Genomic DNA, 21,995 nt, shown 5'->3' on the forward strand with positions numbered 1-21,995 from the left:
ATGGCAACCGTTAAAGTAACGCTGATCAAGAGCGTCTCGGGCCGTATCCCTAACCACAAACTGTGCGTTAAGGGTCTGGGTCTGCGTCGCATCGGTCACACTGTAGAAGTCCAGGATACTCCCGAGAATCGCGGGATGATCAACAAGGCTTACTACATGCTGCGCGTCGAGGGTTAATCGATGAAACTCAATGATCTGAGTCCAGCGCCGGGTTCCCGTCGCGAAAAGCATCGTCCGGGTCGTGGTATCGGTAGCGGTCTGGGTAAGACCGGCGGCCGTGGCCACAAAGGTCAGACCTCCCGTTCGGGTGGTTCGATCGCTCCGGGCTTCGAAGGCGGTCAACAGCCGCTGCACCGTCGTCTGCCGAAATTCGGCTTCGTTTCCCTGAAAGCCATGGACCGCGCAGAAGTGCGTCTGTCCGAGCTGGCCAAAGTGGAAGGCGACGTGATCTCCGTGCAATCCCTGAAGGATGCCAACGTGATCAACCAGCACATTCAGCGTGTGAAAATCATGCTGTCTGGCGAAGTTACTCGCGCAGTCACCATCAAGGGCATCGCAGCCACCAAGGGTGCGCGTGCGGCTATCGAAGCAGCTGGCGGCAAATTCGAGGAATAAATGGCTAAGCAAGGTGCTCTCTCTTCGCTCGGTAAGGGCGGGATGTCGGAACTCTGGGCTCGTCTGCGCTTTCTGTTCATGGCGATCATCGTCTATCGGATAGGTGCGCATATCCCGGTTCCAGGCATCAATCCGGACCGTCTGGCGGATCTGTTTCGGCAGAATGAGGGGACCATTCTTAGCTTGTTCAACATGTTTTCCGGTGGCGCGCTTGAGCGCATGAGCATCTTTGCACTGGGGATCATGCCGTACATTTCGGCATCGATCATCATGCAGCTGATGACGGCGGTCAGCCCGCAACTGGAGCAGTTGAAGAAGGAAGGTGAAGCTGGCCGTCGCAAGATCAGCCAGTACACCCGCTACGGCACCGTTATCCTGGCGCTGGTCCAAGCCATTGGCATGTCCATTGGCCTGGCCAACCAGGGCGTGGCGTTTTCTGTCGGCCTGGGCTTCCATGTCGTCGCGGTTTCCACGTTTGTGGCCGGCGCGATGTTCATGATGTGGCTGGGCGAGCAGATCACCGAGCGCGGTGTGGGCAACGGTATCTCGATGTTGATCTTCGCAGGTATCGTTGCCGGTCTTCCGAGAGCAATCGGGCAGTCTTTCGAGTCTGCGCGTACAGGCGATATCAACATTTTCGCCCTGGTCGCAATCGGTTTGCTGGCAGTAGCGATTATCGGTTTCGTGGTGTTCATTGAGCGTGGTCAGCGTCGTATCGCCGTTCACTACGCCAAGCGTCAGCAGGGCCGCAAGGTCTTCGCTGCGCAGACTAGCCACTTGCCGTTGAAGGTGAACATGGCGGGGGTTATCCCGGCTATTTTCGCCAGCAGCATTTTGCTGTTCCCGGCTTCGCTGGGTGCCTGGTTCGGTCAGTCCGAAGGTATGGGCTGGTTGCAGGACATCTCGCAGTCGATCGCTCCTGGTCAGCCGTTGAACATCTTGCTGTTTAGTGCAGGGATCATTTTCTTCTGCTTCTTCTACACAGCGCTGATGTTCAATCCGAAAGACGTAGCGGAAAACCTGAAGAAGTCCGGTGCCTTTATTCCGGGTATCCGTCCTGGTGAACAGTCGGCTCGCTACATTGATGGCGTTCTGACCCGTTTGACCATGTTCGGTGCTCTTTACATGATGGCCGTCTGCCTTCTGCCCCAGTTCCTGGTGGTGGCAGCAAATGTGCCGTTCTACCTTGGCGGGACCTCGTTGCTGATTGTGGTAGTGGTTGTGATGGACTTCATGTCCCAAGTACAATCGCACCTCGTTTCGCACCAGTACGAATCCCTGATGAAGAAAGCCAACCTGAAAGGCTACGGTGGCAGCGGTTTGCTGCGCTGATACGCCCCTAAGGTTCGAGGAGTCGGTAATGAAAGTTCGTGCATCGGTGAAAAAGCTGTGCCGTAACTGCAAGATCATCCGTCGCGAAGGCGTCGTACGAGTGATCTGCAGCGCGGAACCGCGTCACAAACAGCGCCAAGGCTGAGTGTGATCGTCGCTTCAAACCCAGCAGCTAGTGTGCTGCTGGGTTGATTATTCGTTTCTACAGCGATATTATCTCGCGCCCTATTTCTTGGCTTCCGGGGCGTAGGTAGCTGTCAATTGGAGTCCCACTGAATGGCCCGTATTGCAGGCGTCAACATTCCAGATAACAAGCATACTGTTATCTCGCTGACCTACATCTATGGTGTCGGTCGCACAACTGCGCAGAAGATCTGTGCAGACGCTGGTGTAAACCCAGCCGCTAAGATCAAGGATCTGAGCGACGAGCAAATCGAAACCCTGCGTGGCGAAGTCGCGAAGTTCACCACCGAAGGTGACCTGCGTCGTGACATCAACATGAAGATCAAGCGCTTGATGGACCTGGGTTGCTACCGCGGCCTGCGTCATCGTAAAGGTCTGCCGGTTCGCGGTCAGCGCACCAAGACCAACGCACGCACCCGTAAGGGCCCGCGTAAGCCGATCCGCAAGTAACCGCCCAGGAATATAGACATGGCAAAACCTGCTGCTCGTCCTCGTAAGAAAGTCAAAAAGACAGTGGTTGATGGCATCGCCCACATCCATGCGTCTTTCAACAACACCATCGTGACCATCACCGACCGTCAGGGCAATGCTTTGTCCTGGGCGACCTCCGGTGGTTCGGGTTTCCGTGGTTCGCGCAAATCCACCCCGTTCGCAGCACAGATCGCTGCTGAGCGTGCTGGTCAAGCTGCGCTGGAATACGGTCTGAAGAACCTCGACGTTAACGTCAAGGGTCCAGGTCCAGGTCGTGAGTCCGCCGTTCGTGCATTGAACAGCTGCGGCTACAAGATCGCCAGCATCACCGACGTGACGCCAATCCCGCACAACGGGTGCCGTCCGCCGAAGAAGCGTCGCGTGTAATCAGGAGACAGAAGAATGGCACGTTACATTGGTCCAAAATGCAAACTGTCTCGTCGTGAAGGCACCGATCTGTTCCTGAAGAGCGGCGTTCGCGCTCTGGAATCGAAGTGCAACATCGAAGCAGCCCCAGGTATCCACGGCCAGCGCCGTGGCCGTCAGTCCGACTACGGTACCCAGCTGCGCGAGAAACAAAAAGTCCGTCGTATCTACGGTGTTCTGGAGCGTCAGTTCCGCGGTTACTACCAAGCTGCTGCCTCGAAAAAAGGCGCAACCGGTGAGAACCTGCTGCAACTGCTCGAGTGCCGTCTGGATAACGTCGTCTACCGTATGGGCTTCGGCTCGACTCGTTCCGAGTCCCGTCAGCTGGTTTCGCACAAAGCGATCAGCGTCAACGGTAAGACTGTAAACATTCCATCCTACCAAGTTCGTCCGGGTGACGTGGTCGCGGTTCGCGAGAAGTCGCTGAGCCAGCTGCGCATTGTTCAAGCCCTTGAACTGTGCGCCCAGCGTGGCCGCGTTGAGTGGGTTGACGTGGATGCTGCTAAAAAGTCGGGCGTTTTCAAGAACGTTCCTGCTCGCAGCGACCTGTCTGCCGACATCAACGAGAACCTGATTGTCGAGCTCTACTCCAAGTAAGGGCTAGAAAATAGGTGCATCCATGCAGATTTCGGTAAATGAGTTCCTGACTCCCCGCCACATTGATGTGCAGGTAGTCAGTCCGACCCGCGCCAAGATCACGCTCGAGCCTCTCGAGCGTGGCTTCGGCCATACCCTGGGCAACGCGCTGCGCCGCATCCTGTTGTCCTCCATGCCTGGCTGTGCAGTAGTCGAGGCCGAGATCGATGGCGTACTCCATGAGTACTCCGCGATCGAAGGTGTTCAGGAAGACGTAATTGAAATCCTGTTGAACCTGAAAGGCCTGGCTATCAAACTGCACGGTCGTGACGAAGTTACGCTGACCTTGTCGAAAAAGGGTTCGGGGGTGGTTACCGCTGCCGATATTCAGCTGGATCACGATGTCGAGATCGTCAACCCCGATCACGTAATCGCGAACCTGGCGTCGAACGGCGCCCTGAACATGAAGCTCACCGTAGCTCGTGGTCGTGGTTACGAGCCGGCCGACTCCCGTCAAACCGACGAAGACGAAAGCCGTAGCATTGGCCGTCTGCAGTTGGACGCTTCGTTCAGCCCGGTGCGTCGTATCGCCTATGTGGTCGAAAACGCCCGTGTTGAACAGCGTACCAACTTGGACAAGCTGGTCATTGATCTGGAAACCAACGGCACCCTGGATCCTGAAGAGGCAATCCGCCGCGCTGCGACCATCCTGCAACAGCAGCTGGCCGCGTTCGTCGACCTCAAAGGTGACAGTGAGCCTGTCGTAGTCGAGCAGGAAGACGAGATCGATCCGATCCTGCTGCGTCCGGTTGACGACCTGGAACTGACTGTACGTTCGGCCAACTGCCTCAAGGCGGAGAACATCTACTACATCGGCGACCTGATTCAGCGTACCGAAGTAGAGCTGTTGAAGACTCCTAACCTGGGCAAGAAGTCCCTGACTGAAATCAAGGACGTCCTGGCCTCTCGTGGTCTGTCTCTCGGCATGCGCCTCGACAACTGGCCGCCTGCAAGTCTTAAGAAAGACGACAAGGCGACCGCCTGATCGTCGTAATCACCGAACGTAGTGTTTGGTAAGGAATGAATCATGCGTCATCGTAAAAGTGGACGTCACCTGAGCCGTACCAGCTCTCACCGCAAAGCTATGTTCCAGAACATGGCTGTGTCGCTGATCGAGCACGAGCTGATCAAAACCACCCTGCCGAAAGCCAAGGAACTGCGCCGCGTTGCCGAGCCGCTGATCACCCTGGCCAAGGAAGACAGCGTTGCTAACCGTCGTCTGGCCTTCGACCGTACCCGTTCGAAGTCCGCTGTTGGCAAACTGTTCAACGATCTGGGCAAGCGTTACGCCACCCGTCAGGGCGGCTACCTGCGCATCCTGAAGTGCGGTTTCCGCGCTGGCGACAACGCGCCTATGGCGTACGTCGAGCTGGTTGATCGTCCAGTCGGTGGTGCTGTAGAAGCTGCCGAGTAAGACGTTCTGTCTGCTACAAAGAACCGGGCCTTGTGCCCGGTTTTTTGTGCCTGCAAGTATTGTTAATTTCTATTGATACAAGTCATGTAATGAATTTGTCCTGAAGCGACCGCTCGTCAATACTCCTATCCAAGCCGATTAGCCGGCAGTTCTAGACTGATAAGGAGAGCCCATGAGCAAGATACTCACCACCGCCAGCGGTGCACCCGTAGCTGACAACCAGAATTCCCGCTCTGCCGGCCCCCGCGGCCCGCTGCTGCTCGACGATTTCCACCTGATCGAGAAGCTCGCCCACTTCAACCGCGAGAACATCCCAGAACGTCGTGTTCACGCCAAGGGTTCGGGCGCGTACGGCACCTTTACCGTTACCCGCGACATCACCGGCTACACCAGCGCCAAGCTGTTCGAACAGGTCGGCAAGCAGACCGAAACCTTCCTGCGCTTCTCCACGGTCGGTGGCGAACGTGGTTCGGCTGACACCGAGCGTGATCCGCGTGGTTTTGCCGTCAAGTTCTACACCGAGGAAGGCAACTGGGACATCGTTGGCAACAACACCCCGGTGTTCTTCATCCGTGACCCGCTTAAGTTCCCGGACTTTATCCACACCCAGAAGCGCCACCCGCAGTCCAACCTGAAGAACGCGCAAATGATGTGGGACTTCTGGTCACACTCGCCCGAGGCGCTGCACCAAGTCACCATCCTGTTCTCTGACCGCGGCATCCCGGACGGCTACCGTCACATGCACGGCTTTGGCAGCCACACCTACAGCCTGATCAGCGCCGCCGGTGAACGTACCTGGGTGAAGTGGCACTTCAAGACCCAGCAAGGCATCAAGAACCTCGCCCCTACTGACGCTGCACGCTTGGCAGGTACAGACCCGGACTACGCCCAGCGCGACCTGTTCGAGGCCATCGAGCGCGGCGACTACCCACGTTGGACCGTGTGCATTCAGGTGATGACTGAGGCCGAGGCCGCCAGCCGTGACGAGAACCCGTTCGATGTGACCAAGACCTGGTCGCAGAAGGACTATCCGCTGATTGAGGTGGGCGTACTGGAGCTCAACCGTAACCCGCTCAATTACTTCGCTGAGGTCGAGCAAGCGGCGTTTGGCCCGAGCAACATGGTCCCAGGTGTCGGGCTGTCGCCTGACCGTATGCTGCAGGGCCGGGTGTTCGCCTACGCCGATGCGCATCGCTACCGCGTGGGCACCAACCACCAGCAGTTGCCGGTCAACGCGCCGCGCTCTGCGGTCAACAGCTACCAGCGTGATGGTTCGATGGCCATTGGCAGCTACGGCAGCGCGCCGAACTACGAGCCCAATAGCTACGGCGATGCACCCAAGCAGTCGCCACGCCATGCTGAGCCTGCCCTGGCCCTGAATGGCTCGGCTGATCGCTACGATCACCGTGAGGACAATGACTACTACAGCCACGCCGGTGCACTGTTCCGCTTGATGAACGAACAGCAGAAGGCCCTGCTGATCAACAACATCGCGGGCGCCATGGCAGGCGTGAGCGACGATGTCATCCAACGCCAGTTGCAGTACTTCTTCAAGGCCGACCCGGCCTACGGTGAGGGCATTGCCAAGGCGCTGGGCGTGAATCTCGCCTAAGTCGAAGTGATAAGAAGAACCGCCCTCATTTGGGCGGTTTTTCAATGAATATCACTACTGTTTAACCGATTTTTTGCATCTAATTGCGCGTTTTTCAGTGACCGCGAGCAAAACGTGGTTCACACTATGTCCATTGATGTTTTCACATGGAGAAGCAGGGCGATGCAAGGTCACCCGGACGTAATCAACTACCTCGTCACGTTGCTGAAGGGCGAACTGGCAGCACGCGACCAGTACTTCATTCACTCGCGTATGTATGAAGACTGGGGCCTGTCCAAGCTCTACGAGCGCATCAACCACGAGATGGAAGAAGAAACGCAGCACGCCGACGCGCTGATGCGCCGCATCCTCATGCTCGAAGGCACCCCCGACATGCGCGCGGATGACCTCGAAGTGGGCAGCACTGTGCCGGAGATGATCGAAGCCGACCTCAAGCTGGAATACAAGGTCCGCGCCGCGCTGTGCAAAGGCATCGAGCTGTGCGAGCTGCACAAGGACTACATCAGCCGCGACATCTTGCGCGCGCAGTTGGCTGATACCGAAGAAGATCACACCTACTGGCTGGAGAAGCAGCAGGGCCTGATCAAGGTTATCGGCCTGGAGAACTACCTGCAGTCGCAGATGTAAGTTATCCACAGTCAATAAAAAGCCCCTGGCACTTACGGTGTCAGGGGCTTTTTTATGCACAGGCGGATCAGGCCCGGTCACGCTCCAACAGCGGCTTGAGGTAATGCCCGGTGTAGGACTGCTTCATCTTGGCCAGTTCTTCCGGTGTACCGCTGGCAATGATCTGCCCACCTTTGGAGCCGCCTTCCGGCCCCAAGTCCACCAGCCAGTCGGCGGTCTTGATCACGTCCAGGTTGTGCTCGATCACCACCACGGTGTTGCCGTGGTCGCGCAGGCGGTGCAGCACATCGAGCAATTGCTGGATATCGGCAAAGTGCAGGCCCGTGGTTGGCTCGTCGAGGATATACAGGGTCTTGCCGGTATCGCGCTTGGACAGCTCGCGGGACAGCTTCACCCGCTGAGCCTCACCGCCCGACAAGGTAGTCGCCGACTGGCCCAGCTTGATGTAGGACAGGCCTACGTCCATCAGGGTTTGCAGCTTGCGCGCTAACGCCGGGACCGCGTCGAAGAACTCGCGGGCGTCCTCGATGGTCATTTCCAGCACCTCGTGGATGTTCTTGCCCTTGTACTTGATCTCCAGGGTTTCGCGGTTGTAGCGCTTGCTCTTGCACACGTCGCACGGCACGTAGATGTCGGGCAGGAAGTGCATCTCAACCTTGATCAGGCCATCGCCCTGGCAGGCCTCGCAACGGCCGCCCTTGACGTTGAACGAGAAGCGCCCTGGGCCGTAGCCGCGTGAGCGCGATTCTGGAACACCCGAGAACAGCTCGCGGATCGGCGTGAAAATACCGGTGTAGGTTGCCGGGTTCGAACGCGGTGTGCGGCCAATCGGGCTCTGGTCGATATCCACCACTTTGTCCAGGTGCTGCATGCCATCCATGCTGCTGTGCGGCGCGGCTTCCAGGCTGCTCGCGCCGTTGAGCGCGGTAGCGGCGAGCGGGTACAGGGTGTTGTTGATCAGGGTCGATTTGCCCGAACCCGACACGCCCGTTACGCAGGTCAGCAGGCCGATCGGGATTTCCAGGTCGACGTTCTGCAGGTTGTTACCGCGCGCGCCCTTGAGCTTCAGCGAGAGTTTCTTGTCGCGTGGCGTGCGTTTGGCTGGGACGACGATTTTCTTGCGCCCGGACAGGTATTTGCCAGTCAGCGAGTCAGGATGCGCCATGACCTCCTCGGGCGTGCCCTCGGCGACGATCTGGCCGCCATGCACCCCGGCACCCGGGCCGATGTCCACCACATAGTCGGCTAAACGAATAGCGTCTTCGTCGTGTTCCACCACGATGACCGTATTGCCCAGGTCGCGCAGGTGGTTGAGGGTGGCCAGCAAGCGGTCGTTGTCGCGTTGATGAAGACCGATGGACGGTTCATCGAGGATGTACATCACCCCGACCAGGCCCGCACCGATCTGGCTGGCCAGGCGGATGCGCTGGGCCTCACCACCCGACAGTGTGTCGGCGCTGCGGTCCAGGGTGAGGTAGTCCAGGCCGACGTTGACCAGAAACTGCAGGCGCTCGCAGATTTCCTTGAGAATTTTCGCTGCAATTTCGCCACGGCGCCCGGTCAGGGTCAGCTCGCCGAAGTAGCTGCTGGCTTCACCGATCGGCAGGTTGGTGACGGCCGGTAGGGTTTTTTCGCCCACCCACACGTGCCGAGCTTCGCGCCGCAGACGGGTGCCGCGGCAGTCAGGGCAGGGTTGGGTACCGAGCAGTTTGGCCAGCTCTTCACGCACGGTGGCCGACTCGGTCTCGCGGTAGCGCCGCTCCAGGTTCGGCACGATGCCTTCGAACGGGTGCGAGCGTTTGACGATGTCGCCGCGGTCATTGAGGTATTTGAAGTCGACGCTCTGCTTGCCGCTGCCTTGCAGGATCACCTTCTGGTGCTCGGCCGACAGCTCGCCGAACGGCGCTTCGAGGCTGAACCCGTAGTGCGCGGCCAGCGAGCCAAGCATCTGGAAGTAATAGACGTTGCGCCGGTCCCAGCCGCGTATAGCGCCCTCGGCCAGGGTCAGCTCGGTGTTGACCAGGCGTTTGGTGTCGAAGAACTGTTTGACCCCCAGGCCGTCACAGGTCGGGCAAGCACCGGCCGGGTTGTTGAAGGAGAACAGCTTGGGCTCCAGCTCACTGATCGCATGGCCACAGACCGGGCAGGCGAAGCGGGCGGAGAAGATCATCTCTTCGCCTTCTTCGTCGTCCATCGGCGCCACCAAGGCGATACCGTCGGCCAATTTGAGTGCAGTCTCGAACGACTCGGCCAGACGCTGCTGCAGGTCGGCGCGGACCTTGAAGCGGTCTACCACCACATCGATGCTGTGCTTCTTCTGTTTATCCAGCTTGGGCAGCTCATCGAGCTCGTAGAGCTTGCCGTTGACCCGCGCGCGGACGAAGCCCTGGGCGCGCAGCTCGTCGAACACCGCCAAGTGCTCGCCCTTGCGCTCGCGGATCACCGGTGCCAGCAGCATCAGCTTGCTGCCTTCGGGGCGCTCCAGTACCAGGTCGACCATCTGGCTGACGGTCTGCGCCTCCAGCGGGATGTCGTGGTCCGGGCAGCGCGGCGTGCCAACGCGGGCGTAAAGCAGGCGCAGGTAGTCGTAGATCTCGGTGATGGTGCCGACGGTGGAGCGGGGGTTGTGCGAGGTCGACTTCTGCTCGATGGAAATGGCCGGGGAGAGGCCTTCGATGGTGTCGACGTCGGGCTTTTCCATCATCGACAGGAACTGCCGGGCATAGGCCGACAGGGATTCGACATAACGGCGCTGGCCTTCGGCGTACAGTGTGTCGAATGCCAGGGAGGACTTGCCGGACCCGGACAGGCCGGTGATGACGATCAGCTTGTCCCGCGGCAGGGTCAGGTCGATGTTCTTCAGGTTGTGGGTACGTGCCCCACGAATCAGGATCTTGTCCACTGCGGCCTCGCTCGGCGGGCATAAACAAAGAAGTATACGGCGCGCTGCCAGTACGCGGCAAAGCGTCGCGTATATGCCGTCAAGCTGTCGGACTGATAGAATCGCCGCCGGTTCACACGAGGTTAATCCATGCACGACACCCACAACGAGCGCATGAGTGGCAGCGAAACCCGCGCCGCAGGCGGCCTGGCCCTGGTCTTTGCCTTTCGTATGCTGGGCATGTTCATGGTCTTGCCGGTGCTGGCCACCTACGGCATGGACCTGGCCGGTGCCACCCCCGCGCTGATTGGCCTGGCCATTGGCGCCTACGGCCTGACCCAGGCGGTCCTGCAGATCCCGTTCGGCATGGTGTCCGACCGCATCGGCCGGCGCCCGGTAATTTACCTGGGGCTGGTGATCTTCGCCCTGGGCAGCGTGCTGGCGGCCCAGGCCGACTCTATCTGGGGGGTCATCGCCGGGCGCATTCTGCAGGGCGCGGGGGCGATTTCCGCCGCCGTCATGGCACTGCTGTCCGACCTGACCCGGGAACAGCATCGCACCAAGGCCATGGCCATGATCGGCATGAGCATCGGCCTGTCGTTCGCCGTCGCCATGGTCGTCGGCCCGCTGTTGACCCGTGCCTACGGGCTGTCAGGATTGTTCTTGTCCACGGCAGGGCTTGCGCTGGTGGGCACCCTGCTGATCGCCTTCGTCGTGCCTAGCACTCACAGCACCTTGCAGCACCGTGAGTCAGGCGTTGCCCGCCAGGCACTGGGCCCGACCCTGCGCCATCCGGACCTTCTGCGCCTGGACATCAGTATCTTCATCCTCCACGCCATCCTGATGGCCAGCTTCGTCGCACTGCCCTTGGCCTTCGTCGAGCGTGGCGGCCTGCCCAAGGAAGAGCACTGGTGGGTCTACCTGACCGCGCTGTTCATCTCATTTTTTGCAATGATCCCGTTCATCATCTACGGCGAAAAAAAGCGCAAGATGAAACGCGTACTGGCCGGAGCGGTCAGTGTGTTGCTGCTGGTCGAGGTGTTCTTCTGGCAGTGGGCTGACAACTTGCGCGGACTGGTGATTGGCACCGTGGTATTCTTTACCGCATTCAACCTGCTGGAAGCCTCGCTGCCTTCGTTGGTGAGCAAGGTGTCGCCTGCGGGTGGCAAGGGAACGGCGATGGGGGTGTACTCCACCAGCCAGTTCCTGGGCGCCGCCCTGGGGGGCATCCTCGGTGGCTGGTTGTTCCAGCACGGTGGGCTGAACATGGTGTTCCTCGGTTGCGCGCTGCTGTGTGCCGTATGGTTGGTCGTCGCGTTGCGCATGAACGAGCCGCCGTATGTGACCAGCCTGCGCATGCCGCTGACGCCCGAGGCAGTCCGGGAAGCCGGGTTGACCGAACGCCTGATGGCCGTGCCGGGTGTGACCGACGCCATTGTGGTGGCAGAAGAAGCCGCCATCTATATCAAACTGGATACGAAAATTTTGGACCGTACGACCCTCGAGCGTCTGGTAAACCCAGCCTCTTCGGCGTGCGAAGCCTAGGAGAACGTTATGGCCCGTGGGGTTAACAAAGTCATTCTGGTCGGCACTTGTGGCCAGGATCCCGAAGTCCGCTACCTGCCCAACGGTAACGCCGTGACCAACCTGAGCCTGGCTACCAGCGAGCAGTGGACCGACAAGCAGTCGGGCCAGAAGGTGGAGCGTACCGAGTGGCACCGTGTGTCGCTGTTCGGCAAGGTTGCCGAAATCGCCGGCGAATACCTGCGCAAGGGTTCGCAGGTGTACATCGAAGGCAAGCTGCAGACCCGCGAGTGGGAAAAAGACGGCATCAAGCGCTACACCACCGAGATCATCGTCGACATCAACGGCACCATGCAGCTGCTGGGCGGCCGTCCGCAGAACCAGCAAGGTGGCGGCGATCAGTACAACCAGGGTGGTGGCAACAACTACAACCAGGGTGGCCAGCAGCAACAATACAACCAGGCGCCACCACGTCAGCAGGCCCAGCGCCCGCAACAGGCTCCTCAGCGCCCTGCGCCGCAGCAGCCAGCGCCGCAGCCGGCGGCTGACTTTGACAGCTTTGATGACGATATTCCGTTCTGATCTGAGCGGTTAGCGTCGAGCTACAGCGAAAACCCAGGGCAAATTGCTCTGGGTTTTTTTATGCAAGGCGCAAGAGCGCCTGTCCAGAGTTGTGGAGCTGGCTAGACCGGCCCTAGTAAAAAAGTCGCGGTTCCGGCGAGTCCAGCAAGCTGACCAGCTTGGTCAGGGCAAAGCCCAACTCCGCGCGGCTTGGCGTCATCAGTGCGATACGCACGCCGCAGGTGGCAGCGCTGCGCTCCGGCAGGAACTGACTGCCACTGACCACGGTGACGCCATTGTTGCGCGCCAGGTTGGCAAATTCGTCGCTGGTCCACGGCTCGGGCAGCTCCAGCCAAAGATGGAAACTGTTGGGCTGGCTGCGGACCTTGTAGTTACCCAGGATCTCGCGGGCCATTTGCTGGCGCGCGGCCGCTTCGTCCTGCTGCACCTGCACCAGTTGGTCGGCCATGCCGCTGTTGATCAGGTTGCTGGCCAGTTGCGCCATCAACGGCGAGGGCATCCAGACGCTGCTGCGCACCATCGACGAGAGCCGCGAAAGGGTTTGGGGCGGGGCATAGAGGTAACCGATCCGCAGCGCGGGGAGCACGCTTTTGGACAAACTGGTCAGGTACACCGAGCGCTCTGGGGCATAGGCCGCCAACGGTTTGTAATCAGGGGCCGGTTCAAGGAAGCCATAGATATCGTCATCGACGATGAACAGGTCGAACTCGCGGGCGATCTCGGCGATGGCTTCACGGCGCGCGTGGGGCATGATCGAGTTGGTGGGGTTCTGGTGGGTGGTCACGCACACCAGCAGGGAAGGGCGGTGTTCCAGGCACGCCGCGCGCAAGGCCTCGGGAATTAAACCGTGCTCGTCCATGGCCACGCCGCGCAGGCGGCGCCCCATGCTGTGCGCCAGGGAAATGATGCCCGGGTAGCAGAATGACTCGCAGAGGATGACGTCATCGTTCTTGGACAAACTGCTGATGGCCACCAGCAGCCCGTGTTGGGCGCCCGAGGTCAGCACCACCTGCTGCCAGTTCGCTTCGGGTAGCCAGCGTTGAATCCAGGCCGCACCGGCCTGCTTGTGCGTCGCGTGACCACCCTCGGTGACGTAATCGAGCACCTGGGCCAGGTCGGGAGATGCTGCCAGTTCGTTTATTGCCCCGCGCAACCAGTCGGTCATGTGCGCGTCATTGGGTTTGATGATCGAAAGGTCGATCTGGCCACTCTCGCGCTCGGCTGGCGCAGGCATGGGGCGTGCTGCCGAGGCTGGCGCATGCGCCGGGCGTTGCTGCAACACAAAGGTGCCGCGGCCGACCTCGCCCACCACCAGGCCCCGTTTGGCGGCTTCGTCATAGGCGCGCCCAATGGTGCCAGGCGTCACGTTCAATGATTCGGCCAAGTCCTTGAGGGTCGGCAGGCGATCGCCAGCGGTCAGTCGGCCGCTGCCGATGTCCTGTTCAAGGGCGTCGGCGATCATCAGATAGACCGGCTGCGCCAGGTCGCTGTAGTGAGGAACCCACATAGAAATGGCACCAAAGGCTGCAAGAACGCGGAAGCCTAGCACGAAAGGTCTGATAGGAGTAATTGTGTTTTCTTGTAGGCAAATTACATCGATTTAGCTGGCTTTTGCCGGCCAGATGAGCGACTGAAGGTCCTTCAGCTTCGGCATCGCTCGGCGAGCTGCTTCAGGGATTACAGTGTTTTTTCCAGAAATCTTTTGAAATCAATAACTTGATTGAATCGATGCAATCGATGTTCTCACGGCATGCTGAAATAAATTGAGTCGATTCTATTTTTGTAATTACAATGATTGAGTCGATGCAATTTGCGGGGTGCCGCCCTGGCTCCACTTATCTCATCGCACAGCTGTGAACGGCTTCAAAAAAAGACAACGTCTGCCGCCTCTGCCCGGCTAAGCACGACACCGAATGGCCTCAAGCTAGCTCAATGGAATATCACTCGAAATGGAAAGCGCACACCTGCAACAAGGAGCCGAGCCTCAGACTTCACTGGAGATCCGCCTGCCTTGGGTAACCTCAAGTGCCTGGCAAACCTTGCTGAACAATACCCCCCTCGATTTTGAAACCAGCAAAGAGCTCTACCCTCAGCTCAAGGATCAGGCGCAGGAGGTGCTGGGCAACGCACTGTGCCAGCAGATTCGTGGTTTCGTCGAAGACCCGCAACTGACCAGCATGATCGTGCGCAATTGCCCACGCGACCGTGACGTACCTCCTACGCCGTACTCGGGTGTGCTCAGCCCGCGCAGCACGCCGATTGCCTGCCTGGTCAGCCTGACCATGCAGAGCCTGATGGGCATCAACCCGATCGTTTATGAGGGGGAGAACGACGGCCGGCTGTTCCGCCATGTCATTCCGGCACGCACTTCATCCAGCCACAAGAGCTCCCACGGCTCGCGGCTGCGTTTTTCCTACCACGTCGACAACCCCGACCTGCCGCTGTCATCCGAACCACTCGGCACGGCCTCCTGCTGCCCGGAATACCTGTCGTTCTTTGGCATGCGCTGCGACCCGCGCATCAGCACAACGCTGGTCAACCTCGATGCGGTAGTGGCGGCGCTGCCGTCGGCCACCGTGCGTGAGCTTTGCCTGCCTCAGTTCGAAATCCGCCGCCCCGACTCGTTTACCGCCAATCGGCGATGCACCGCCGAGTTGCCCGTGCTGGCGCATGGCAATGCCGGCGAGTGGTTGTGCCGTTTCGACAGCGAGAACACCCACGGCCTGAACCTGCGTGCCGAGCAAGCCCTGGCCAGCTTGCGCGGTGTGCTGGAGACCCGCCGCTTCGACGAGCCACACCTGCTGCTGCCGGGCGACTTCATGATTTTCAAGAATCAGCGTGTGTTGCATGCCCGTGATGGCTTCGAGCCGCAAAACGACGGTGCCGACCGCTGGCTGTTGCGCCTGTTCGCGGTCAACGACCTGAACCGTGTGCATTTTGCCCGTGCGGACCACCTCTACGAAGTGCGCTCCTGATCTTTCTCAATGACTCGATGGAAGTAACGATATGGAACTGTTAGGCGCTTTCTGGGCGGAACACTGGCTGCTGGCGATCCTGATGCTGGGGGCGATCGCGTTCATTGCAGGCTTCGTCGACAGCATTGCCGGTGGCGGCGGGTTGTTCCTGGTCCCTGGGTTTCTGTTAGTGGGCATGCCGCCTCAGGTGGCTCTCGGGCAAGAAAAACTGGTGAGCACACTCGGCACGCTGGCCGCCATCCGCAACTTTCTGGCCAACAGCAAGATGGTTTGGAAGGTGGCGCTGGTCGGGGTGCCGTTCTCGTTGCTCGGTGCTTATCTGGGGGCGCACCTGATCGTGTCGATCTCCCAGGAGACCGTGGGCAAGATCATCCTGGCGCTGATCCCGTTCGGCATCCTGATCTTCCTCACCCCCAAAGACCGCCCGGTCGAGGAGCGCGAACTGTCCCCGCGCACGCTCTACACCGTGGTGCCGTTGACCTGCCTGACCATCGGCTTCTATGACGGCTTCTTCGGCCCAGGCACCGGCAGCATGTTCATCATCGCTTTCCATTACCTGCTGCGCATGGACCTGGTCTCCAGCTCGGCCAACTCCAAGACCTTCAACTTCGCCTCCAACATCGGCGCGCTGGTGGCGTTCATCATGGCCGGCAAGGTTGTGTACCTGCTGGCCCTGCCACTGGTGGCCTGCAACATTCTCGGCAACCACATGGGCAGTGCCCTGGCCTTGCGCAAAGGCAACGACGTGGTGCGCAAAGTGTTGGTGTTTTCGATGCTGTGCCTGTTCACCAGCCTGGGCGTGAAGTACCTGGTTTGACCTACCTACTCGGAGATAACTGATGAAAACCGCATTCGTAACCGGCGCCTCCTCGGGGTTTGGCCGAGCCATCTGCCGTACGTTGATTGCCAAGGGCTACCGCGTGATCGGTGGCGCCCGGCGCATGGACAAACTGCAGGCGCTGGAGGGTGAGCTGGGGGTCAACTTCATCCCCTTGGCGTTGGATGTCACCGACCCTGCGTCGCTTGAAACGGCTGTCGAGCAGATTCGTGATGCCTCGCTGCAAATCGATCTGTTGGTCAACAACGCCGGGCTGGCGCTGGGGGTCGATCGCGCCCAGGCCAGCAGCGCCGAGAACTGGCAGCGGATGATCGATACAAACATCACCGGGCTGGCCATGGTCACCCACAAGATCCTGCCGCAGATGGTGGAAGCAGACAGCGGGATGATCATCAACATCGGCTCGATTGCCGGCACCTATCCCTATCCAGGCGGCAACGTGTATGGCGCCAGCAAGGCATTCGTGCGCCAGTTCAGCCTCAACCTGCGTGCCGACCTGGCCGGTACCCGCGTGCGGGTGAGCAATATCGAGCCGGGCCTGTGCTCGGGCACCGACTTTTCGGTGGTGCGCCTGAAGGGCGACCTGGACGCGGTGGAGGCGCTGTACCGCGACGTGGAAGCCATCCTGCCGGAGGATATCGCGGCTACGGTGGCGTGGATCGCGGAGCAGCCCGCGCATGTGAATATCAACACCCTCGAAATCATGCCGGTGGCGCAGAGCAGTGCGGCGCTGAATGTGGTGCGTAATCTGCCCAGACCGTTGGGCGCTGCTTGATAGAGGGGCGCGCGCAGGGTGTTCGCCGTAACATTTTCGGCGCTTATGAGATCGAGCGCCGCCCGCGCGGCGCTTCGCAGCACAAGGCTGCTCGTACATCTGTTTCGGGCCAATGAGGCCTGTGGCATTTGCGCGCGACCGCCTTGTTTGTCCGACGCGATATCGAGGCGGGCGCCAAGGGGCCGCGCGCCAATGCCTCAGGAATAATTGGCCCGAAACAGATGTGGGAGCGGGCTTGCCCCGCGAAGCGCCGCGCGGGCGGCGCACGATCTCACAGGCGCTGAAGATGTTGAGAGGAGCACCCCCTGTCATAGCACCTTCCCGATTCTTGACTATTCTTACCTATCGGCGGCCATCAAAAACCCGCCACCGTGACTACCAAGAGGCGCCGGCCATGTTCCGCGCGTCCACCACCTGATCAGGAGTGCACGATGGACCTCAACCGTCGGCAGTTCTTCAAGGTCGCCGCTGTCGGCCTTGGAGGCTCGAGCCTGGCGGCGTTGGGCATGGCCCCGACGCCGGCCTTCGCCGAGCAGGTGCGTCACTTCAAGCTGGCGCACACCAAAGAGACCCGCAACACCTGCCCCTACTGCTCGGTCGGCTGCGGCCTGATCATGTACAGCCAGGGTGATGCGGGCAAGAACGTCAAACAGAACATCATCCATATCGAAGGTGACGCCGACCACCCGGTCAACCGCGGCACCCTGTGCCCAAAAGGCGCGGGCCTTCTGGACTTTATCCACAGCCCAAGCCGCCTGCAGTACCCCGAGGTGCGCAAGCCGGGCAGCAAGGAGTGGGTGCGGGTGGAGTGGGACGAGGCGCTCGACCGCGTCGCCGACCTGATGAAGCAGGACCGCGATGCCAACTTCATCGAGAAGAACGCCCAGGGGCAAACCGTCAACCGCTGGCTTACCACCGGTTTTCTCGCCGCCTCAGCCGCCTCCAGCGAGGCCGGCTACCTGACCCACAAGGTTGTTCGTGCAACAGGCATGCTGGGGTTCGATAACCAAGCACGTGTCTGACATGGCCCGACGGTGGCAAGTCTTGCCCCGACGTACGGCCGTGGTGCCATGACCAACCATTGGTCCGATATCGCCAACGCGAATCTGGTCCTGGTGATGGGGGGCAACGCAGCAGAAGCGCATCCGTGCGGCTTCAAGTGGGTGACCGAAGCCAAGGCGCACAACAAGGCGCGGCTGATCGTGGTCGACCCGCGGTTTACCCGTACCGCCTCGGTGGCGGACTACTACGCGCCCATCCGCACCGGCAGCGACATCGCCTTCATGGGCGGGCTGATCAATTACCTGCTGAGCACCGACAAGATCCAGCACGAATACGTGCGCAACTACACCGACGTGTCGTTCATCGTCAAAGAAGGCTATGGCTTCGAGGACGGGCTGTTCAGCGGCTACGACGCGGCCAAGCGCGTGTACGCCGACAAGTCCGGTTGGGGCTACGAGCTGGGTGAGGACGGCTTTGCCAATGTCGACCCGACCTTGCAGCACCCGCGTTGTGTGTTCCAGCTGATGAAGCAGCACTACAGCCGCTACACCCCGGAGCTGGCCAGCATGACCTGTGGCATGCCGCAGGACGCCATGATGAAAATCTGGGAAGAGATCGCCACCTGCTCGGTACCGGGCAAGACCATGACGATTCTCTACGCTCTGGGCTGGACCCAGCACTCGATCGGCGCGCAGATCATCCGCAGTGCGGCGATGGTGCAGCTGTTGTTGGGTAACGTCGGCATGCCGGGTGGTGGGGTCAACGCCTTGCGTGGGCACTCCAATATCCAAGGCCTGACCGACCTCGGCCTGCTGTCCAACTCGCTGCCGGGTTACCTGACCCTGGCCGGTGATGCCGAGCAAGACTACGCCGCGTTCATCGACAAACGTGCTTCCAAGCCGCTGCGCCCTGGGCAGCTGTCCTACTGGCAGAATTACGGCAAGTTCCATGTCAGCCTGATGAAGGCCTGGTATGGCGCCAATGCCACGGCGGAAAACAACTGGGGCTACGACTGGCTACCCAAGCTCGATGTGCCGGCCTACGACGTGCTGCGCATGTTCGAGATGATGGGCCAGGGCAAGGTCAACGGCTACATCTGCCAAGGCTTCAACCCGATTGCCGCGTTGCCGGACAAGAACCGTGTCACCGCCGCGCTAGGTAAGCTCAAGTGGCTGGTGATCATGGACCCGCTGGCCACCGAAACCTCGGAGTTCTGGCGTAATGCCGGGCCGTTCAACGACGTCGACACGGCCAATATCCAGACCGAAGTGATCCGCCTGCCCACCACTTGTTTTGCCGAGGAGGACGGCTCGCTGGTCAACAGCAGCCGCTGGCTGCAATGGCACTGGAAAGGTGCCGACGGCCCGGGCCAGACCCGCACCGATGTGCACATCATGAGCGAGCTGTTCTTGCGCCTGCGCCAACGCTACCAGGCTGAGGGCGGCGCTTACCCCGATGCGCTGATGAACATCAGCTGGCCGTACAAGGTCCCTGAAGAGCCGTCCCCGGAGGAGCTGGCCAAGGAAATGAACGGGTGGGCGGTAACCGACGTCACCGACCCGACCGGCGCGGTGCTCAAGGGTGGGCAACAGTTGTCGGGCTTCGGCCAGCTCAAGGACGACGGCAGTACCGCTTCGGGTTGCTGGATTTTCGCCGGCTGCTGGACCGAGCAAGGCAACCAGATGGCACGCCGCGACAACAGCGACCCGTACGGCATGCACCAGGTGCAGAACTGGGCCTGGGCCTGGCCTGCCAACCGCCGCATTCTCTACAACCGTGCCTCCAGCGACCCGCAAGGCAAGCCATGGGACCCAGAGAAAAAACGCCTGGTGTGGTGGAACGGCAAAGCCTGGACCGGTACCGATGTGCCCGACTTCAAGGTCGACTCGCCACCGGAAGCCGGGATGAACCCGTTCATCATGAACCCCGAGGGCGTGGCGCGGTTCTTTGCCATCGACAAGATGGCCGAAGGCCCGTTCCCCGAGCACTACGAGCCGTTCGAAACGCCGATCGGCATCAACCCACTGCACCCGCAGAACAAGAAGGCCACCAGCAACCCGGCCGGGCGCATCTTCGATTCGGTGTGGGACAGCCTCGGCACCCATGATGAATTCCCTTACGCGGCGACCACCTACCGGCTGACTGAGCACTTCCACTTCTGGAGCAAGCATTGCCGGCTCAACGCGATCGCCCAGCCCGAGCAGTTCGTCGAGATCGGCGAGGTGCTGGCGAACGAGAAGGGCATCAAGGCAGGTGACCGGGTGCGGGTGTCTAGCAAGCGCGGGCATATCGACGCGGTGGCGGTGGTGACCAAGCGGATTCGCCCGCTGCAGGTCAACAACCAGACCGTGCACCAGATCGGCATCCCGTTGCACTGGGGCTTCACCGGGGCGACCCGGCACGGCTACCTGACCAACACCCTGGTGCCGTTCCTGGGTGATGGCAACACCCAGACGCCGGAGTCCAAGTCGTTCCTCGTCAAAGTGGAGAAACTCTGATGGCCAGCCAAGACATCATCGCCCGCTCGGCCACCACCACCGTGCCGCCTTCGGTACGCCAGCAGGAGGAAGTCGCCAAGCTGATCGACACCACCAAATGCATCGGCTGCAAGGCCTGCCAGGTGGCCTGTTCGGAGTGGAACGAGCTGCGTGACGAGGTTGGCCACAACCACGGCACCTATGACAACCCCCAGGACCTCACGGCCGAGACCTGGACCCTGATGCGCTTCACCGAGCACGAGCGCGACGACGGCAACCTGGAGTGGCTGATCCGCAAGGATGGCTGCATGCACTGCGCCGACCCCGGTTGCCTGAAAGCCTGCCCGAGCCCGGGGGCGATCATCAAGCACGCCAACGGTATCGTCGATTTCAACCAGGACCACTGCATCGGTTGCGGCTACTGCATCACCGGCTGCCCGTTCAACATCCCGCGCATATCGCAGAAGGACCACAAGGCGTACAAGTGCACGCTGTGTTCCGACCGGGTCAGCGTGGGGCTGGAGCCGGCCTGCGTGAAAACCTGCCCGACCGGGGCGATCGTTTTCGGCAGCAAGGACGAGATGAAGGTGCATGCCGCCGAGCGCATCGTCGACCTCAAGTCACGTGGCTACGACAACGCCGGGCTGTACGACCCGGACGGCGTCGGTGGCACCCACGTGATGTACGTGTTGCACCATGCCGACACCCCTCGGCTGTACGCCGGCCTGCCGGACCAGCCGGTGATCAGCCCGCTGGTAGGCTTGTGGAAAGGCTTCACCAAGCCGCTGGCGCTGCTGGCCATGGGCGCGGCGGTGCTGGCTGGGTTCTTCCACTATGTGCGGGTTGGCCCGCAGCGGGTCGAAGAGGACGAGCACCCCACGCCGCCTGATGACAGCGTGCACCAGGTGGACCCTGCGGTGCATGTGTACGATCCGAAGCAGCCCGGTGGGCAAGGGGAGCAACGGCCATGAACCACAACAAGCCTATCCTGCGTTACAACGCCAACGAGCGGACCAACCACTGGATCGTTGCCATTCTGTTTTTCATGGCCGGGCTGTCTGGGCTGGCGCTGTTCCATCCGGCCCTGTTCTGGCTAAGCCACCTGTTTGGCGGTGGGCCGTGGACACGCATCCTGCACCCGTTCATGGGCGTGGCCATGTTCGTGTTCTTCCTCGGCCTGGTGGTGCGTTTCTGGCGCGCCAACTTCATCACCGCCAACGACCGCCTGTGGCTGCGCCGCATCGACCGGGTGATGGTCAACCGTGAAGACGGCGTGCCGCCCATTGGCAAGTACAACGCCGGGCAGAAGCTGCTGTTCTGGACGCTGCTGCTGTGCATGCTGGTGCTGTTGCTGAGCGGTGTGGTCATCTGGCGCGCGTACTTCAGCCATTTCTTCGATATCGGCTCCATTCGCCTGGCTACCTTGCTGCATGCGCTGGCGGGTTTTGTGCTCATCCTTAGCATCATTGTGCACATCTACGCCGGTATCTGGATCAAGGGCTCCATTGGCGCCATGCTGCATGGCTGGGTCAGCCGCGCCTGGGCCCGCAAACATCATGAGCTGTGGTACCGCGAGGTGACCGGCGACAAGCAGCCAGGTGATCACGGACGTAAAGAAGGATGAG

21 protein-coding genes are annotated in these 21,995 nt (G+C 60.6%); 19 read left to right on the forward strand and 2 right to left on the reverse strand.

All coding sequences use genetic code 11. From position 1 onward, the window contains the following. The 11 genes from rpmD to bfr all read left to right on the forward strand — a co-directional run bounded on the left by rpmD (window position 1) and on the right by bfr (window position 7,316). Entirely contained in the window at window positions 1–177 is a 177-nt protein-coding gene (rpmD, locus tag OO306_RS15735) for a 50S ribosomal protein L30 (protein ID WP_008089798.1), read from the forward strand. A 3-nt stretch (window positions 178–180) separates the two neighbouring features. Next, window positions 181–615, forward strand: a complete 435-nt coding sequence (gene rplO / locus OO306_RS15740) for a 50S ribosomal protein L15 (protein WP_003255461.1) — start codon at window positions 181–183, stop codon at window positions 613–615. Continuing rightward, a complete protein-coding gene (gene secY, locus OO306_RS15745; RefSeq protein WP_003257108.1) occupies window positions 616–1,947 on the forward strand; it encodes a preprotein translocase subunit SecY in 1,332 nt (443 codons plus the stop codon). 28 nt (window positions 1,948–1,975) lie between these two features. Beyond that, window positions 1,976–2,092, forward strand: a complete 117-nt coding sequence (rpmJ, locus tag OO306_RS15750; RefSeq protein WP_002555468.1) for a 50S ribosomal protein L36 — start codon at window positions 1,976–1,978, stop codon at window positions 2,090–2,092. A gap of 131 nt (window positions 2,093–2,223) precedes the next feature. Next, on the forward strand, window positions 2,224–2,580 hold the full coding sequence (gene rpsM, locus OO306_RS15755; protein ID WP_003255457.1) for a 30S ribosomal protein S13: 357 nt from the start codon (window positions 2,224–2,226) through the stop codon (window positions 2,578–2,580). Between the two features lie 18 nt (window positions 2,581–2,598). After that, entirely contained in the window at window positions 2,599–2,988 is a 390-nt protein-coding gene (gene rpsK, locus OO306_RS15760; RefSeq protein WP_003255454.1) for a 30S ribosomal protein S11, read from the forward strand. 15 nt (window positions 2,989–3,003) lie between these two features. Continuing rightward, window positions 3,004–3,624, forward strand: a complete 621-nt coding sequence (gene rpsD / locus OO306_RS15765; protein WP_009681977.1) for a 30S ribosomal protein S4 — start codon at window positions 3,004–3,006, stop codon at window positions 3,622–3,624. Window positions 3,625–3,646: 22 nt separating this feature from the next. After that, on the forward strand, window positions 3,647–4,648 hold the full coding sequence (gene rpoA / locus OO306_RS15770; protein WP_003255452.1) for a DNA-directed RNA polymerase subunit alpha: 1,002 nt from the start codon (window positions 3,647–3,649) through the stop codon (window positions 4,646–4,648). A 42-nt stretch (window positions 4,649–4,690) separates the two neighbouring features. After that, window positions 4,691–5,077: a 50S ribosomal protein L17 gene (rplQ, locus tag OO306_RS15775; RefSeq protein ID WP_003255451.1), complete on the forward strand. Its 387-nt coding sequence runs from the start codon at window positions 4,691–4,693 to the stop codon at window positions 5,075–5,077. A gap of 172 nt (window positions 5,078–5,249) precedes the next feature. Next, window positions 5,250–6,689 carry a catalase gene (locus OO306_RS15780; RefSeq protein WP_265969287.1) on the forward strand — a complete coding sequence of 480 codons (1,440 nt, stop codon included), beginning with the start codon at window positions 5,250–5,252 and terminating at the stop codon, window positions 6,687–6,689. Window positions 6,690–6,851: 162 nt separating this feature from the next. Further along, window positions 6,852–7,316: a bacterioferritin gene (gene bfr, locus OO306_RS15785; RefSeq protein WP_008089766.1), complete on the forward strand. Its 465-nt coding sequence runs from the start codon at window positions 6,852–6,854 to the stop codon at window positions 7,314–7,316. A gap of 67 nt (window positions 7,317–7,383) precedes the next feature. Here the strand turns inward: bfr and uvrA are convergent, their stop codons facing one another. Then, window positions 7,384–10,218, reverse strand: coding sequence for an excinuclease ABC subunit UvrA (gene uvrA, locus OO306_RS15790; RefSeq protein ID WP_186682789.1), 2,835 nt, complete (start codon window positions 10,216–10,218; stop codon window positions 7,384–7,386). Window positions 10,219–10,347: 129 nt separating this feature from the next. On the opposite strand from uvrA, the gene OO306_RS15795 reads away from it, so the two are divergent. After that, the gene (locus OO306_RS15795) at window positions 10,348–11,742 is read left to right on the forward strand and encodes an MFS transporter (RefSeq protein ID WP_027594877.1); all 1,395 of its coding nucleotides are present in this window, start codon (window positions 10,348–10,350) and stop codon (window positions 11,740–11,742) included. 9 nt (window positions 11,743–11,751) lie between these two features. Next, the gene (locus tag OO306_RS15800) at window positions 11,752–12,303 is read left to right on the forward strand and encodes a single-stranded DNA-binding protein (protein ID WP_027594878.1); all 552 of its coding nucleotides are present in this window, start codon (window positions 11,752–11,754) and stop codon (window positions 12,301–12,303) included. Between the two features lie 112 nt (window positions 12,304–12,415). Here the strand turns inward: OO306_RS15800 and OO306_RS15805 are convergent, their stop codons facing one another. Further along, complete coding sequence (locus OO306_RS15805; RefSeq protein WP_085274032.1) at window positions 12,416–13,810, reverse strand: PLP-dependent aminotransferase family protein; 1,395 nt, start codon at window positions 13,808–13,810, stop codon at window positions 12,416–12,418. Window positions 13,811–14,252: 442 nt separating this feature from the next. Between OO306_RS15805 and OO306_RS15810 the strand changes: the two genes are divergently transcribed. From OO306_RS15810 to OO306_RS15835, 6 genes are all read left to right on the forward strand, one after another. After that, a complete protein-coding gene (locus OO306_RS15810) occupies window positions 14,253–15,278 on the forward strand; it encodes a TauD/TfdA family dioxygenase (RefSeq protein ID WP_099452747.1) in 1,026 nt (341 codons plus the stop codon). Window positions 15,279–15,309: 31 nt separating this feature from the next. Next, entirely contained in the window at window positions 15,310–16,095 is a 786-nt protein-coding gene (locus OO306_RS15815; protein WP_027594881.1) for a TSUP family transporter, read from the forward strand. Window positions 16,096–16,117: 22 nt separating this feature from the next. After that, window positions 16,118–16,891 (forward strand): SDR family NAD(P)-dependent oxidoreductase, encoded by a 774-nt coding sequence (locus OO306_RS15820; protein WP_027594882.1) that lies wholly within the window; start codon window positions 16,118–16,120, stop codon window positions 16,889–16,891. Between the two features lie 431 nt (window positions 16,892–17,322). Continuing rightward, window positions 17,323–20,391 carry a formate dehydrogenase-N subunit alpha gene (fdnG, locus tag OO306_RS15825; protein ID WP_155951438.1) on the forward strand — a complete coding sequence of 1,023 codons (3,069 nt, stop codon included), beginning with the start codon at window positions 17,323–17,325 and terminating at the stop codon, window positions 20,389–20,391. Further along, on the forward strand, window positions 20,391–21,341 hold the full coding sequence (gene fdxH / locus OO306_RS15830; RefSeq protein WP_027594885.1) for a formate dehydrogenase subunit beta: 951 nt from the start codon (window positions 20,391–20,393) through the stop codon (window positions 21,339–21,341). The genes fdnG and fdxH overlap by 1 nt, the downstream gene beginning before the upstream one ends. Beyond that, a complete protein-coding gene (locus tag OO306_RS15835; protein WP_027594886.1) occupies window positions 21,338–21,994 on the forward strand; it encodes a formate dehydrogenase subunit gamma in 657 nt (218 codons plus the stop codon). Before fdxH ends, OO306_RS15835 begins: the two co-directional genes overlap by 4 nt. Window position 21,995: the final 1 nt, after the last annotated feature.

This window comes from Pseudomonas sp. DCB_AW, assembly GCF_026240895.1.
Classification (GTDB): domain Bacteria; phylum Pseudomonadota; class Gammaproteobacteria; order Pseudomonadales; family Pseudomonadaceae; genus Aquipseudomonas; species Aquipseudomonas kermanshahensis.

Excerpts from the sequence above, each read along its gene's own strand:
- OO306_RS15810 (WP_099452747.1), top strand. The coding sequence starts at position 14,253 with ATGGAAAGCGCACACCTGCAACAAGGAGCCGAGCCTCAGACTTCACTG.
- rpmD (WP_008089798.1), top strand. The coding sequence starts at position 1 with ATGGCAACCGTTAAAGTAACGCTGATCAAGAGCGTCTCGGGCCGTATC.
- bfr (WP_008089766.1), top strand. The coding sequence starts at position 6,852 with ATGCAAGGTCACCCGGACGTAATCAACTACCTCGTCACGTTGCTGAAG.
- OO306_RS15780 (WP_265969287.1), top strand. The coding sequence starts at position 5,250 with ATGAGCAAGATACTCACCACCGCCAGCGGTGCACCCGTAGCTGACAAC.
- rpmJ (WP_002555468.1), top strand. The coding sequence starts at position 1,976 with ATGAAAGTTCGTGCATCGGTGAAAAAGCTGTGCCGTAACTGCAAGATC.
- rpsM (WP_003255457.1), top strand. The coding sequence starts at position 2,224 with ATGGCCCGTATTGCAGGCGTCAACATTCCAGATAACAAGCATACTGTT.
- rplQ (WP_003255451.1), top strand. The coding sequence starts at position 4,691 with ATGCGTCATCGTAAAAGTGGACGTCACCTGAGCCGTACCAGCTCTCAC.
- OO306_RS15815 (WP_027594881.1), top strand. The coding sequence starts at position 15,310 with ATGGAACTGTTAGGCGCTTTCTGGGCGGAACACTGGCTGCTGGCGATC.
- OO306_RS15805 (WP_085274032.1), bottom strand. The coding sequence starts at position 13,810 with ATGTGGGTTCCTCACTACAGCGACCTGGCGCAGCCGGTCTATCTGATG.
- rpoA (WP_003255452.1), top strand. The coding sequence starts at position 3,647 with ATGCAGATTTCGGTAAATGAGTTCCTGACTCCCCGCCACATTGATGTG.
- rpsK (WP_003255454.1), top strand. The coding sequence starts at position 2,599 with ATGGCAAAACCTGCTGCTCGTCCTCGTAAGAAAGTCAAAAAGACAGTG.
- rplO (WP_003255461.1), top strand. The coding sequence starts at position 181 with ATGAAACTCAATGATCTGAGTCCAGCGCCGGGTTCCCGTCGCGAAAAG.
- OO306_RS15800 (WP_027594878.1), top strand. The coding sequence starts at position 11,752 with ATGGCCCGTGGGGTTAACAAAGTCATTCTGGTCGGCACTTGTGGCCAG.
- rpsD (WP_009681977.1), top strand. The coding sequence starts at position 3,004 with ATGGCACGTTACATTGGTCCAAAATGCAAACTGTCTCGTCGTGAAGGC.
- OO306_RS15835 (WP_027594886.1), top strand. The coding sequence starts at position 21,338 with ATGAACCACAACAAGCCTATCCTGCGTTACAACGCCAACGAGCGGACC.
- OO306_RS15795 (WP_027594877.1), top strand. The coding sequence starts at position 10,348 with ATGCACGACACCCACAACGAGCGCATGAGTGGCAGCGAAACCCGCGCC.
- fdxH (WP_027594885.1), top strand. The coding sequence starts at position 20,391 with ATGGCCAGCCAAGACATCATCGCCCGCTCGGCCACCACCACCGTGCCG.
- secY (WP_003257108.1), top strand. The coding sequence starts at position 616 with ATGGCTAAGCAAGGTGCTCTCTCTTCGCTCGGTAAGGGCGGGATGTCG.
- OO306_RS15820 (WP_027594882.1), top strand. The coding sequence starts at position 16,118 with ATGAAAACCGCATTCGTAACCGGCGCCTCCTCGGGGTTTGGCCGAGCC.